This window comes from Mammaliicoccus sp. RAM2 (assembly GCF_045897195.1).
GTDB lineage: Bacteria > Bacillota > Bacilli > Staphylococcales > Staphylococcaceae > Mammaliicoccus > Mammaliicoccus sciuri.
In genome coordinates this window covers 250,967-265,428 of sequence record NZ_JBJNWI010000002.1, presented here as the reverse complement: position 1 = coordinate 265,428, position 14,462 = coordinate 250,967, and the positions used below count along the sequence as shown (strand labels likewise).

The 14,462-nt window shown below is 32.1% G+C and carries 15 protein-coding genes; 13 read left to right on the top strand and 2 right to left on the bottom strand.

Annotated features, from left to right (window positions below; genetic code table 11):
• Positions 1 to 7 precede the first annotated feature (7 nt).
• The gene (locus ACJTHF_RS04465) at positions 8 to 1,267 is read right to left on the bottom strand and encodes an NAD(P)/FAD-dependent oxidoreductase (protein ID WP_078355919.1); all 1,260 of its coding nucleotides are present in this window, start codon (positions 1,265 to 1,267) and stop codon (positions 8 to 10) included.
• 122 nt (positions 1,268 to 1,389) lie between these two features.
• On the opposite strand from ACJTHF_RS04465, the gene ACJTHF_RS04460 reads away from it, so the two are divergent.
• The 9 genes from ACJTHF_RS04460 (at position 1,390) to ACJTHF_RS04420 (ending at position 10,609) form a co-directional block, all read left to right on the top strand.
• Positions 1,390 to 3,024, top strand: coding sequence for a polysaccharide biosynthesis protein (locus tag ACJTHF_RS04460; protein WP_049318619.1), 1,635 nt, complete (start codon positions 1,390 to 1,392; stop codon positions 3,022 to 3,024).
• A gap of 3 nt (positions 3,025 to 3,027) precedes the next feature.
• Positions 3,028 to 3,735: a pseudouridine synthase gene (locus ACJTHF_RS04455; RefSeq protein ID WP_058592092.1), complete on the top strand. Its 708-nt coding sequence runs from the start codon at positions 3,028 to 3,030 to the stop codon at positions 3,733 to 3,735.
• A 63-nt stretch (positions 3,736 to 3,798) separates the two neighbouring features.
• Positions 3,799 to 4,224 (top strand): YtxH domain-containing protein, encoded by a 426-nt coding sequence (locus ACJTHF_RS04450; RefSeq protein WP_048539552.1) that lies wholly within the window; start codon positions 3,799 to 3,801, stop codon positions 4,222 to 4,224.
• 252 nt (positions 4,225 to 4,476) lie between these two features.
• On the top strand, positions 4,477 to 5,895 hold the full coding sequence (pepV, locus tag ACJTHF_RS04445) for a dipeptidase PepV (RefSeq protein WP_232157097.1): 1,419 nt from the start codon (positions 4,477 to 4,479) through the stop codon (positions 5,893 to 5,895).
• Complete coding sequence (dat, locus tag ACJTHF_RS04440; protein ID WP_048539554.1) at positions 5,892 to 6,740, top strand: D-amino-acid transaminase; 849 nt, start codon at positions 5,892 to 5,894, stop codon at positions 6,738 to 6,740. Before pepV ends, dat begins: the two co-directional genes overlap by 4 nt.
• 263 nt (positions 6,741 to 7,003) lie before the next feature.
• Positions 7,004 to 7,795, top strand: coding sequence for a phosphotransferase family protein (locus ACJTHF_RS04435; RefSeq protein ID WP_025905270.1), 792 nt, complete (start codon positions 7,004 to 7,006; stop codon positions 7,793 to 7,795).
• A gap of 13 nt (positions 7,796 to 7,808) precedes the next feature.
• Positions 7,809 to 8,444 carry a tRNA (guanosine(46)-N7)-methyltransferase TrmB gene (gene trmB / locus ACJTHF_RS04430; protein WP_058611993.1) on the top strand — a complete coding sequence of 212 codons (636 nt, stop codon included), beginning with the start codon at positions 7,809 to 7,811 and terminating at the stop codon, positions 8,442 to 8,444.
• Positions 8,445 to 8,577: 133 nt separating this feature from the next.
• Positions 8,578 to 9,420, top strand: coding sequence for a YtnP family quorum-quenching lactonase (locus ACJTHF_RS04425; protein WP_232157098.1), 843 nt, complete (start codon positions 8,578 to 8,580; stop codon positions 9,418 to 9,420).
• Complete coding sequence (locus tag ACJTHF_RS04420; protein ID WP_078355916.1) at positions 9,410 to 10,609, top strand: MalY/PatB family protein; 1,200 nt, start codon at positions 9,410 to 9,412, stop codon at positions 10,607 to 10,609. Before ACJTHF_RS04425 ends, ACJTHF_RS04420 begins: the two co-directional genes overlap by 11 nt.
• A 63-nt stretch (positions 10,610 to 10,672) precedes the next feature.
• Here ACJTHF_RS04420 and ACJTHF_RS04415 read toward each other — a convergent pair whose 3' ends face one another.
• Positions 10,673 to 10,987, bottom strand: a complete 315-nt coding sequence (locus ACJTHF_RS04415) for a hypothetical protein (RefSeq protein ID WP_078355915.1) — start codon at positions 10,985 to 10,987, stop codon at positions 10,673 to 10,675.
• 79 nt (positions 10,988 to 11,066) lie between these two features.
• Here ACJTHF_RS04415 and ACJTHF_RS04410 point away from each other — a divergent pair, with 79 nt between their 5' ends.
• From ACJTHF_RS04410 to ACJTHF_RS04395, 4 genes are all read left to right on the top strand, one after another.
• A complete protein-coding gene (locus ACJTHF_RS04410; RefSeq protein WP_078355914.1) occupies positions 11,067 to 12,143 on the top strand; it encodes a M42 family metallopeptidase in 1,077 nt (358 codons plus the stop codon).
• Positions 12,144 to 12,230: 87 nt separating this feature from the next.
• Positions 12,231 to 13,010 (top strand): amino acid ABC transporter substrate-binding protein, encoded by a 780-nt coding sequence (locus ACJTHF_RS04405; protein ID WP_058592018.1) that lies wholly within the window; start codon positions 12,231 to 12,233, stop codon positions 13,008 to 13,010.
• Positions 12,991 to 13,710, top strand: coding sequence for an amino acid ABC transporter permease (locus tag ACJTHF_RS04400; RefSeq protein ID WP_048539560.1), 720 nt, complete (start codon positions 12,991 to 12,993; stop codon positions 13,708 to 13,710). The genes ACJTHF_RS04405 and ACJTHF_RS04400 overlap by 20 nt, the downstream gene beginning before the upstream one ends.
• Positions 13,707 to 14,435, top strand: coding sequence for an amino acid ABC transporter ATP-binding protein (locus ACJTHF_RS04395; protein ID WP_048539561.1), 729 nt, complete (start codon positions 13,707 to 13,709; stop codon positions 14,433 to 14,435). Before ACJTHF_RS04400 ends, ACJTHF_RS04395 begins: the two co-directional genes overlap by 4 nt.
• Positions 14,436 to 14,462: the final 27 nt, after the last annotated feature.

The window sequence follows — 14,462 nt, the reverse complement described above, 5'->3', positions numbered from 1 at the left end:
TAGAATTTTAATCATTAAATTGTGCGGCATTATAGCCTGCTACATACCCAGTGACAAGAGCGCTCGTAATATTATAGCCACCTGTATACCCATGGATATCTAGTACTTCACCTGAGAAGTAAAGCCCAGCACATATTTTGGATGCCATTGTATTGGGTTCGATTTCTTTAATATTAACACCACCACCTGTTACAAAAGCTTTATCAAGTGGGAGTGTACCATTTACTGTGAATGTAAATGATTTAAGGTTTTCCACGAATGTTCGGATGGCTTGTTGGGATAGGTGATGGTATGTCACATCTAAATCAATACTTGACTGTTGTACGATAAAATGTAAATATCTTTCTTGGACTAGTCCTTTTAGTGCATTTTTAATCGCTTTATTTGGTTCGTCTTTTAGTTTTTTTACAATTTGTTGTTCTAAGTCATGTGTTTTGATTTCTGGAAAGGCATCTATAGACACCTGTATGTCTGTTTTCTTTTGAGATTTTTGTTCTTTATACACAAATTGACTACATCTTAATGCTGCAGGTCCTGAAATACCAAAATGTGTAAATAACATGTCCATTTGATGTGTGATTCTAGGTTTACCATTTTTTTTGAGTACGGATAGTCCAACATTTTGTAAACTTAATCCTTGTAGTGTTTTGTTTTTAATGAATGGTTCACTTGATTTGATCGGTACTTCTGTTGGAAATAGTTCTGTTATAGAATGTCCTAAATTCTCAGCGAATTTATACCCATCTCCTGTCGAACCAGTATGTGGCACACTGCAACCACCTGATGCGATGATAACAGCCTTTGAAGGAATAAATGTACCATCTTGTAGTGTGACGCCTGTTATTCGTTGATTTTCACTTTCAATAGATGATACTGTAGTTTCTTGGCGTATTTCTACACCATTTTGTTTAATGGAATCAACTAGTGCATCAACAACATCTTGAGCGCGATTAGAAACAGGGAACATTCGACCGTGATCTTCTTCTTTTAATTGTACAGATCTAGATTCAAAAAATTGTATAATAGATTCATTGTCGAATGTTGAAAATGGACTATATAAGAATTTTCCATTACCAGGAATGTTTTTTATAATTTCTTCATAAGGTAAGCGGTTCGTAACATTACATCTACCGCCACCAGATATGCGGAGCTTTCGTCCTAAGCCTTTTTTCTTTTCGAGTAGCAAGACGTTTTTACCATTTGAACTTGCACTATATGCGGCCATTAAACCACTAGGTCCAGCGCCGATAATTATTGTATGATACATAAGTTACCTCCATAAATCGATGTAATAATATTTTAACGAATAATGTGTCTTTAAAAAAGTAGTAGAATAGAAATAAACCTGTTATTATTAAATTTAAAAGTAAATTAGATAGGGATGAAATTATGTCAGAAAGTAAAGCGCTAGTAAGGGGAACCTTCCTGCTTACTGCAAGTATTTTAATAACAAAAGTAATTGGTATTCTTTATTTAATACCTTTTTACGCTATTATAGGCGATGAAAAAAATCTTGCCCCATTTACATATGCTTATCAACCATACACAATCATGATAACAATAGCAACTGCGGGCGTTCCTTTAGCAGCTGCGAAATATGTATCTAAATATAACGCATTAGGTGCTTATAAAGTAAGTAGAAAATTATACCGGTCAAGCTTTTTAGTTATGACAGTATCTGGATTTATCGGATTTTTATTACTTTATTTCTTATCACCAACTATTGCTCAATTAACATTAGCAAATAAAGGTGGCATAGAAGGCGGTTGGAGTATAGAAGATATTACAACTGTTATTAGAACAATTAGTTTTGTTGTATTATTTATTCCATTACTTGCAACATGGAGAGGTATCTTCCAAGGATTTAATTCAATGGGTCCAACAGCTGTATCTGAAGTAACTGAACAAGTAGCGCGTATCGCATTTATACTTGGCGGAAGTTATATTGTATTAAATGTAATGGACGGTTCTGTGTTAATGGCCAACCAAGTTGCAACATTTGCTGCAGGTATCGGTGCAATTATTGCATTATTGACTTTACTTTATTTTTGGATGAAGAGAAGACATTTAATAAAAGCAGAAGTTGAACAAGATACAAGTGATATTGATGTTTCGTATATCAAAATATATAAAGAAATCATTAAATACAGTATACCATTTGTAATTGTAAGTTTATGTTTCCCGATTATAAACTTAATCGACCAATTTACACATAATACTGGATTAGCGATGGCAGGTGTAGGTAGTGAATTACAAGATATTTATTTCACAATGCTGAGCATGACAACTAATAAAATTGTTATGATTCCAACATCTCTTGCAGCAGGATTTGCAGTGAGTTTAGTTCCATTTATTACGAACACATATAATTCAGGTAGAATTGATGCAATGCATCATCAAATTAGAAAATCATTAGGCGTATTGCTATATTTAACAGTTCCAGCATCACTTGGCATTATGGTATTAGCACAGCCTTTATATAATGTGTTCTATAGTTATAATCCAATGGGTACAGAAATATTATTCTGGTATGCACCAGTTAGTATTTTAATTGCATTATTATCAGTAACAGCTTCAATGTTACAAGGTATTGATAAACAAGCTTTAACAGTTTGGATCGTTATTGCTTCATTAGTCATCAAAGCAGTTATAAACTTACCACTAATTATGGTATTTCATACATTAGGTGCTGTCATCGGTACGGCAATCGCATTACTAGTAGCTGTTATATTAAATTGTGTCGTCCTATATAAATATGCAGACTTTAAATTTAATATCACAATTTACCATACGTTAAGAATTACTTTCTATACTATAATCATGGTATTATTCGTTGAGTTAAGTTTCTTTATTGTGTCACTAATCATTGATCCAACATCAAAATTAGGTGCGCTGATTACGTTAATTGTCGGTGGATGTGTAGGTGTAATTGTATATGGTTATTTAACAATGCGTTCACGTCTAGCGGATGAATTTTTAGGTGATTTGACTGCTAAAATTAGACGCAAAATTAAGTGGGTGTAAATGATGAGATTAGATAAATTTTTAGCAAATTCAGGTATCGGAACAAGAAAAGAAGTTAAAAAGTTTCTAAAGAAAAATCTTGTTTCCGTTAATGATGAGATCGTTAAGAAACCTGAAATGCATATTAATCCAGAAGATGATGTTATAACATTTGATGATATCCCGATAGAATATGAACCAGTTGTATATTTAATGATGAATAAGCCAGCTGGATTTGTTTCAGCGACAGAAGATGATGAACATGAAACAGTCATTGATATTGTCCCAGAATATATGCACTTAGATTTATTTCCGGTTGGTCGTTTAGATAAAGATACAGAAGGTTTATTACTTCTAACAAACGATGGTAAATTCTCGCATCAACTTATGAGTCCAAAACAAAAAGTTGCTAAAAAGTATTATGTTGAAGTGTCTGCTCACATTTCAGATGATGCAATAGATATTTTTAAAGCAGGAATAGATTTAGGTGACTTTACATCTTCTCCAAGTGAATTAGAAATTGTAGAAAATGGAGAAGAGTCTATAGCTTATGTTACGATTTATGAAGGTAAATTCCACCAAGTTAAGAGAATGTTTCATGCGATTGGTTGTGAAGTAACGTATTTAAAACGTGTTCAAATAGCTGATTTAGAACTTGATGAACGTTTAGAACTTGGTGAGTATAGGCATTTGTTAGAAGAAGATTTTAAACTTTTAAATTTATCTGTTTAAAATGTTTAGAAAGATTTTCTCGGGGTATTATAATAACTATTAATTAAATAGAGGTGGATACAAATGGCTAAAAAAGCAGGATTATTTAGAACGTTAGTAGTATTAGGTGGAACTGCAGCAGCAGTTGTCTTATCTAAAAAAGAAAATAGAGATAAATTAAAAAATGAATACGGGAAATATAAAGAAGATCCAGAGAACTACAAAGAAAATGCTAAGCAAAAAGCAAACGAACTAAAAGGTAAAGCACAAGACGAGTACTCTAAATATAAAGAAGATCCAACTTCTTATAAAGAGTCAGCTAAAGAAAAAGCGAAAAATGAATTCCAAAAAGCAAAAGAAGATCCAAAAGGTTATGCATCAAATGCTAAATCTCGTCTAAAAAAAGAAGATGAAGATCCAACTGAACAAAGAGAAGCTAAATTTGATGATGAAGGCGGAACTGCAAACAACAATTTAAGAGTTGTTACAGAAGAAGATTTGAAGAAATAATTTCTCCTTATGTTCAATATTGACTAAAACTAGGGCAACTTATTTGTCCTAGTTTTTTTGTTAACAACTTTCATCTTGTCGGGAAATAATAAGATTCAAAAAAATATTTTTATATAAGACTTTAGTCGTACGTAAAAGGAAATAACTTTATGTATAAAAAAATAAAAATTTATCGGTAATTCTATTTCATATTTACAAAAATATCATGTATTATATAGATAACTATTCAAGTTAAGAAAGAGATGATTTTCGATGTGGAGAAATAAAATTAAAGAATATGAACAAGATATTATAAATGATTTAAAGGGGCTATTAAGCATCGAAAGTGTTAGAAATGATGCAGCAAGTACATACGATGCGCCAGTTGGACCAGGTCCAAAAGAAGCGTTAAATTATATGTACAAGTTAGGAGAAAGAGATGGATTTTCTCATGTTGATATAGATAATATTGCAGGTAGAATTGAAGCGGGTAAAGGTGATGATTTATTAGGTATACTTTGCCATGTTGATGTTGTGCCAGCAGGTGCTGGATGGGATTCTAATCCGTTTGAACCTGTAGAAACTGAAGATGCAATCATTGCAAGAGGTACACTTGATGACAAAGGACCAACAATTGCAGCATACTATGCCGTTAAGATACTTGAAGATATGAAAGTCGAATGGAAAAAAAGAATACATATTATTGTAGGTACTGACGAAGAATCTGATTGGAAATGTACAGATCGTTATTTTGAAACAGAAGAAATGCCTTCTGTAGGTTTTGCACCAGATGCAGAATTCCCTTTAATTCATGGAGAAAAAGGGATTGTAACATTCAACATCACTCAATCTGGATATGTGGAAGATAATGATGAGCCTGAAGTAGAGCTCAAAGCATTCTTCTCAGGTGAAAGATTAAATATGGTACCAGATACTGCTCAAGCTAAATTACTTATAAAAGAACAAATGACGAATGTTGTTCAGAAATTCGAATCATTTTTAAATGAACATGAGATTGAAGGCGAAACGACAATTGATGAAGGTTTCTTAAACATCGTTGTTCACGGTAAATCAGCTCATGGTATGGATCCTACATTAGGAGTGAATGCTGGCTTATATCTTATTCAATTCTTAAATGAATTAAATTTAGATAAATACGCGAGCTCATATGTGAAATTTGCAAATGAATATTTAGTTGATTCTCCAAAAGGTGAAAAAATGGGTATGAAGTTTGCTACGGAAGAAATGGGGGAAGTGACGACTAATACAGGTATTATGAGTTATACAGATGTAGATGGTGGTCAATTTGGTATTAATTTAAGATATCCCGAAGGCTTTAATTTCGACCAATCAATGTCTCGTTTTTCTGAAGAAGTGAAAGAAAAAGGCTTCGAAATTGAAATGGATAAACACCAAGTTCCGCATTATGTAGATAAAAACGATCCATTTATCGAAAAACTATTATCAGCATATCGCAATCAAACAGGTGATCAGTCCGAGCCATTTACAATCGGTGGGGGGACATATGCTAGAAACTTAGATAAAGGTGTGGCATTTGGTGCCATGTTTAAAGAATCTGAAGATTTAATGCACCAAAAAAATGAATATATCACGAAAAAACAATTATTTAATGCAACTGCAATTTATTTAGAAGCTATATACAATGTCTGTGTAAAGGGTGATGATGAATGAATTATATTTATATAAATGATGAGTTTGTTGATGAATCTGAAGGTAAGATTAGCTATTCTGATAGAGGTTATAACTTTGGTGATGGCATATATGAATACATACGTATATATGAAGGCAAGGTATTCACATCTAAAGAGCACTATGAAAGATTATTTAGAAGTGCCAAAGAAATTGGACTTAATTTAGACGCATACTCTGTTGAAGGTTTAACAGAAGTGACGAAAGAATTAGCAGCAAAGAATAATGTTGTAAATGGTGGCGTGTATATTCAAGTGACACGTGGTGTTGCGCCTCGAAATCACCCGTTTCCTGATGCTAGTACAAAACCTGTATTCTCAGCTTTTTCTAAAAGCTATGACAGACCATACGACGAATTAGAAAATGGCGTTAAAACTATAACAGTTGAAGATATCAGATGGTTAAGATGTGATATTAAGAGTTTGAACTTATTAGGTAACGTGTTAGCAAAAGAGAAAGCTACACAAAATGATGCAGCTGAAGCGATCATGCATAGAGGTGAAACAGTTACTGAAGGTAGTTCAAGCAATGTTTATGCGATCAAAGGTGGCAAAATTTATACACATCCTGCAAATAATTTAATTCTTAATGGTATTACTAGACGTGTTATAAAAGAATTAGCTGACGATTTAAATATTCCATTTATTGAAGAATCATTTACATTAGATTTCTTAAATGATGCTGATGAAGTGATTATTTCAAGTACATCTATTGAAGTAATGCCAGTTGTGCAAGTAAATGATCAAAAAATAGGTGACGGAAAAGTCGGACAAATTACGAAGCAATTACAAAATGCATTTAATAATTATATAGAGTCAAAATCATAAAAATTTTTTAGTGTAATTTTAATATCTTAAGTAATTCAAGTGGATACTGAATTTATAAGACTTATTGTATATGAATAGGTTCAAAATACTCCAAAGTTTTCATTTATGAGGTTGAAATCTTAACCGAAAGATAATAAAATTTATATCAAGCGCACTAAAATTACAAAAATAAAACAAAAATTTTTAAGATTAAAATATGACTCTTGAAAAACAATATTCTTGAGTCTTTTTCTTTTTCTTTAATTGAAAGTGAGGTGGATAGGTTGGAACATTTTTATCAGTTAGGATGGACATTAGACTCAGCAGGTGGTGCATCTGGTGAAGCATATATGGCAGAACAAGATGGCCGCAAGCTCTTCCTAAAACGTAATTCAAGTCCTTTCTTAACAGCGTTATCTGCTGAAGGTATCGTACCAAAATTAGTTTGGACTAAAAGAATCGAAACAGGAGAAGTTGTGACTGCACAACATTGGAAAAATGGTAGAGAGTTAGTCCAAGATGAAATGAATTCTAACCGTGTTGCCAAACTTCTGAAAAAAATACATTCTTCTAAACAATTATTAAATATGCTTAAACGTATGGAAATGAAACCTATGCATCCAGAGATTTTATTTAATAAAATTAACAGCTCATTGTCACGACATGTATTGTCTAATCGCACTGTGAGAAAGGCATTGTTATATCTAGAAGATAACATGCCAACATTAGACAGTAGATTCTATACAGTCATACATGGAGATGTAAATCACAATAATTGGCTTTTATCTGATCAAGACGAACTTTTCTTAGTAGATTGGGAAGGTGCAATGATTGCTGATCCTGCTATTGATATCGGAATGATATTATATACTTATGTTGATGAGAAAGATTGGTCAGATTGGCTAAGTATGTATGGCATTAATGATACGCACGATTTAAAGAAACGTATGAAGTGGTATACATTAATTCAAGCTATCGCAATGGTAGAGTGGTATGAAGAGAAAAAACGTTATAAAGATATGAATGATTGGTTACACTTCTTAAATGAAGTGATGACAAGAAATGTATTTATATAAGGAGTAACTTTGAATGAGAATGAGAAATAAACCTTGGGCTGACGATTTCTTAAAGGATCATCCCAATATAGTAGATGTAGATCTTAATCATCAATATAAGATGGCAGAATGGTTTGATAAAGATCAACCCATTCATATTGAAGTCGGAACTGGTATGGGTAGATTTATTACTGAGACTGCTAAACAGAATCCTAATATCAATTACGTAGCAATTGAAAAAGATAAAAATGTTATGGTCCGTGTTCTTGAAAAAGTTAAAGAAATGGAATTAAACAATATTAAATTGATTAATCAAGATGCTAAATTATTAACAGAGTATTTTGTTGAGAATGAAGTTTCTAGAATTTATTTGAATTTTTCTGATCCATGGCCTAAGACAAGACATGCTAAAAGAAGATTAACTTTTTCTAGCTTTTTAGAAATTTATCAACACATTTTGAATAAAGATGGGCAAATACATTTCAAAACAGATAATCAAGGGTTATTTGAGTATAGTTTAGAAAGTATGTCTCAATATGGTATGTCATTTGATTATATTAATTTGAATTTACATGAAGATGAGCCTGAAGATAATATCCGTACTGAATATGAAGATAAATTCTCTAGTAGAGGCTTTAGAATCTATCGTATGGAAGCAAGTTTTAAATAAGGAAGTTGGAATCGCTTTTGATTCTAACTTCTTTTTTTACGTCTTTTTTAACTAATGTGTTGTAGTAATCATGAAAGATGTTCATTACTCTAATTAGTGATAAAATAATAATAAATGATTGGAGGGGAATTTCTTGTTAAATATAGGTGAATTTAAATTATATCCATTACAAGGTGGTATTACTCAAATGGATGGTGGTGCAATGTTTGGTGTGGTCCCAAAAGCGTTGTGGAGTAAAAAATACCCACCTAATGAACTTAATCAAATACCTCTCGTAACACATCCAATATTCGTTCAAACAGATGAACACAATATAATAATTGATGCTGGGATAGGTAATGGTAAATTAACGGACAAACAAAAAAGAAACTATGGTACAACTTATGAAAGTGATATAAGTAACTCATTAAAGCAATTTAATTTGACCATTGATGATATTGATATAGTTTTAATGTCTCATATGCATTTTGATCATGCTTGTGGCCTGACAACTACAGATGGTCAATCAGTATTTAAAAATGCAACAATTTATACAACACAAATTGAATGGAATGAATTGAGAGCCCCAAATATAAGAAGTAGCGCTACATATTGGGAACAAAATTATAAAGGTATTGAACATCAAGTCGTAACATTTGTGGATTCGATGGAAATCGTTCCAGGTATTAAAATGATACATACTGGTGGTCATAGTGCTGGTCATAGTGTCATTGAAATTGAAAGTAATGATATGAAAGCTGTGCATATGGCTGATATCTTGCCTACATTAGCTCATCTTAATCCTTTATGGGTTACAGCCTATGATGATTATCCAATGGATTCCATAAATGCTAAGGAGAGACTTTTACAAAGATATATTAAAGAAGATTATTGGTTCGTGTTCTATCATGATGCCAATTATTTTGCGCTCAAACTTGATGAACAAACGAAGGGAATTAAAAAAGAAATGAGAAGGGATGATTTAATTGAAATATAATTTTGATGAAGTGATTGATAGAAGGGGAACAGCAACAGTAGCATATGATGGACAACGTAAAGTTTATGATTATGAGAACTTAGAACCATTTTGGATTGCAGATATGGATATTAAGACACCTGATTTTATTATCAACCATTTGAAAAACAAATTAGATCAAGCACATTTCGGGTATTTAGTGTGGAAACAAGAAGCATACTTAAGTGCGATTAAAAATTGGTACAAAACGAGATTCTCTGTAAATATCCAAAAGAATGATATATATTATGTTCCGAGTATTTTGTTTACTGTAACTGAAGTTATACGTGAGTTTACGAAAGAAGGTGAAGGTGTGTTAATACATACACCTTCATATAATGCCTTTTTAAATTTAATTGAAGGTAATAAAAGAGTGGCCGTTGAATCTCCATTAGTTGCAACGGATAATGGTTATGAGCTAGATAAAAAACAATTTGAAGAAATGGCAGCACGTGATGATGTTAAAGTGTTAGTACTGTGTAGCCCTCATAATCCAACAGGTAAAGTTTGGACGAAAGAAGAATGTGCATTTATGAAAGATGTGTGTGAAAGATATGGTGTCTTTATTGTTTCTGATGAAATTCATATGGATTTTGTGAGAAGTGAAAATGGATTCTATTCCATGACAAATGAAATGACTTTAGATTCTCCAATTCTTGTTGTCACTGGTTTAGGTAAAACATTTAATTTAGCAAGTTTAGCAAGTAGCTATATGATTACAAAACATCGTTATTTCACATTACAATTCAATCGTAAATTGGCTACATATTATGGATTGTCAGCTGCAAATACATTGGCTGTTGAAGCAGTTAAAGTAGCCTATAATGAAGCAAGTGAATGGGTAGATCAATTAAATAATCATATTGAAAAAAATATGACTATCTTAGATGAATTTATTAAAAGTGAAATGTCTGATCAGTTATCGTTTATCAAACCTGAATCGACATATTTAGCTTGGGTAGACTTTTCTAAAAGTGGTTACATAGAAAGTGATGTTCAAAAAGCATTGCAATCTGTAGGGAAACTTGCAACAGGGATCGGCCATTCCTACGAGCTCGGAGAAAGTCATCATTTCAGAATGAATTTAGCTTGTAGCGAAGAAAAATTAAGAAGTGGTTTAGAATCTATTAAAAAATCATTCGATGCACTAGATCACGGTGAAGTTGAATAATTTTCAGTTAAAAAAAGAGTCTGAGGTTTAAATTAATCACTCAGACTCATCTTTTTAAGCTTATTAAATTTCAAATATATCAATAACTTGGCCATTAAAGGCATCGGCGATAAATTCATAGTGAACTTGTTTACCATCATTATTAACGGTAATACCACCATGTACAACTTTAGTTTCAATGCCGAATTTTTGGTAGGTCTTTGGGATATGTAATATATAAGAGGCTTCAACATTATTAAATTGTGCTTTGACTTGTTTAAGGATTTCTTCACAACTATATGGCTTATATTGCTTAGCATATAGGATAGAAGCAACAATACCTATACCAGTAAAAACGGACAATAATAAAATGAAAAAGCGTAACTTATTGTTCTGCATGACCATGCCTCCTTCTATTTAAGTTAAGTTTAACACAAAGACTGAATGATAGATAAATATTTCAATAAGGAGATTTACAATGACACAAATTAGACAAGAAACACTTAATAGAATGAAAGTATTAACAGAATTACATGCTGTACCTGGATTTGAAAATGAAGTACGTGAATATTTAAAAGAAAAAATGGCACCATTTGTTGATGAAATTATCGGTGATAATATGGGCAGTATTTATGGTGTGAAAAAATCTAAAAAAGAAAATGCTCCTAAAGTATTAGTAGCAGCTCATATGGATGAAATTGGCTTTATGGTTACTGAAATGACAAAAGAGGGTATGTTAAAGTTCACACCACTTGGCGGTGTGTCATCAGATGTATGGTTATCACAAACACTACAGTTAAAAACTCGTGACGGTAAATACTATAACGGCGTAGTTGGCAGTATCCCTAAACATTTTAGAACTGGTAAAGAGTCAGGTGTATCTATTGAAGATATGCTTTTAGATGTTGGCGCAGAAAGCATTGATCAATTAAAAGAAATGGGCATTAAAATTGGTGATACAATTGTTCCAAGTACGAATTTTGAACAACTTACAGAGAATAGAATACTCGCTAAAGCATGGGACAATAGATATGGTTGTTTAGTTGGATTAGAGTTATTGGAAGCCATTAAAGATGAAGAGCTTGATGTCGATTTATATGTAGGTGCAAATGTTCAGGAAGAAGTTGGTTTAAGAGGTGCTTCAGCAAGTGTGAATTTAATCAAACCAGATTTAGCATTAGTTGTGGATTGTTCACCTGCAAATGATATGAAAGGACATGTCGGCTTATCTGGTGCTTTAGGAAAAGGTGTATTAATTAGAATATTAGATCGTACGATGATTTTATCTGAAAGAATGAGAGATTATTTAATTGAAATGGTTGAAGAAAAAGAAATTAATCATCAATACTTCCAATCACCAGGTGGTACTGATGGTGGAGAAATTCATAAAGCTCTAACAGGTATCCCAACTGCGGTAATAGGTGTTTGTGCTAGATATATCCATACAAGTAAAGCTATTTACGATGCAAGAGATTATGAAAGTGCAAAATTATTACTTAATGAAATCGTGTTAAATTTAAGTTCAGAAAAGATTGAATATTTGAAATTTAAATAGTCCAGATTTTAGTAATTGACAGTAGTTGTAATTCGGTCTAAAATATGTTTATTCCGATTTGGATACTAAGAATAGAGGGATGTATATATGAAAAAGGGTATATTTTTAATTATTGCATTAATTGTTGTGTTAGCTGCATGTGGAAACAGCAACGACAAGAAAGAAAGTAGTAAGAAAGATGATAAAACAATTGTAGTAGGTACAGAAGGAACGTATTCTCCATTTAGCTTTCATGACAAAAATGATAAGTTAACTGGATATGATGTAGAAGTAACAAAAGCAGTTGCTAAAGAAATGGGATACAAAGTTGAATTTAAAGAAACACAATGGGATTCAATGTTTGCTGGGTTAGATTCAGGACGTTTTGACATGATTGCTAACCAAGTTGGTATCAACGATGAAAGAAAAGCAAAATATAAATTCTCAGATCCATACACTTATTCAAAAGGTGTATTAGTAGTAAATGAGAATAATAAAGACATTAAATCATTCGACGACGTTAAAGGTAAAAAATTAGCACAAACTTTAACATCTAACTATGGTAAACTTGCAAAGTCTAAAGGTGCAGATATTACTAAAGTAGACGGCTTCAACCAAGCGATGGATTTATTACAATCAAATCGTGTTGAAGGTACTTTCAATGATAATGTTTCGTATTTAGATTATAAAAAGCAAAAACCTAACGCTAAAATAAAAGCAATTCAAGGTGATGCAGAACAAAGTCAATCTGCATTTACATTTAGTAAAAAAGAAGATGACAAAGTGATTAAAGATTTTAATAAAGGACTAAAAACTTTAAAAGATAATGGCGAATTAGAAAAAATAAGTAAGAAATGGTTTGGCGCTAATGTTTCAGAGCCTAAATGATGAGCAACTTCATGCATTAAATGCTGCCAAACAAGCATTTCTACCGATGTTAGAGGGTCTAGTTAAATATTCTATTCCTATTACTTTAGTTACTTTTGTGCTTGGTTTAATCTTGGCATTAGTTACAGCATTAATGCGTATATCAAGTAGTAAAGTCCTAAAAGGGATTGCACGTTTTTATGTTTCAATCATTCGTGGTACACCTATGATTGTTCAATTATTCATTATCTTTTACGGAATCCCTGAGATTGGTAGATTGGCAACAGGAAATGCAGACAATCAATTGACTTTGTCACCTGTCATAGCTGCGATAATTGGCCTTTCTCTTAATGTAGGTGCATACGCATCTGAGATTTTAAGGGGTGGAATTATGTCTATTCCGAAAGGTCAAACTGAAGCTGCCTACTCGATTGGTATGAATTATAAACAAACTGTACAAAGAATCATATTACCTCAAGCAATTAGAGTTTCAGTACCTGCATTAGGTAATACATTCTTAAGCTTAATTAAAGATACGTCTTTACTTGGGTTTATTTTAGTAGCAGAAATGTTTAGAAAAGCGCAAGAAGTAGCATCTACAACATATGAATTCTTAACGATTTATTTACTAGTAGCGATATTATATTGGATTGTATGTTTTATCATATCAATCGTTCAATCTTACTATGAATCTTATATTGAAAGAGGGTATCGATCATGATTGAACTTCAAAATATTAAAAAATCATTTAATGATAAAGAAGTCATCAAAGGGATTAATCTTTCAGTAGATAAAGGTGAAGTGATTACTTTAATTGGAAGATCAGGTTCTGGTAAGACAACTTTATTGAGAATGATGAATGCATTGGAAATTCCGACTGAAGGTACTGTAGTTGTTAATGGCGAAACGTACACAGCAGATAATAAGAAGTCACAAATTAAAGTACGTAAACAATCAGGTATGGTGTTTCAAAATTACAACTTGTTTCCACATAAAACAGCAATTGAAAATGTTATGGAAGGTTTAATTACTGTTAAAAAAGTAAATAAGCAAAAAGCATATGACGAAGCACTTCAACTTTTAGAAAAAGTAGGATTAGAAAGTGTTAAAGATCAAAGACCTCATGCTTTATCTGGTGGTCAACAACAACGTGTGGCGATTGCTAGAGCATTGGCAATGAATCCTAAAGTCATGTTGTTTGACGAACCGACATCAGCATTAGACCCAGAGTTAGTGAATGATGTATTAAAAGTTATTAAAGATTTAGCTAATGAAGGTATGACGATGGTCATTGTTACACATGAAATGAGATTTGCAAGAGAAGTTTCTGATAGAATGATTTTTATTCATGATGGTTTAATTGGTGAAGAAGGTAAACCGGAAGAGATGTTTACTCAACCGAAGACAGACGCATTGAAGAAATTTCTAAATGTTATAGAAGTATAAAGTTTCTAAATACACATGTTATTATTT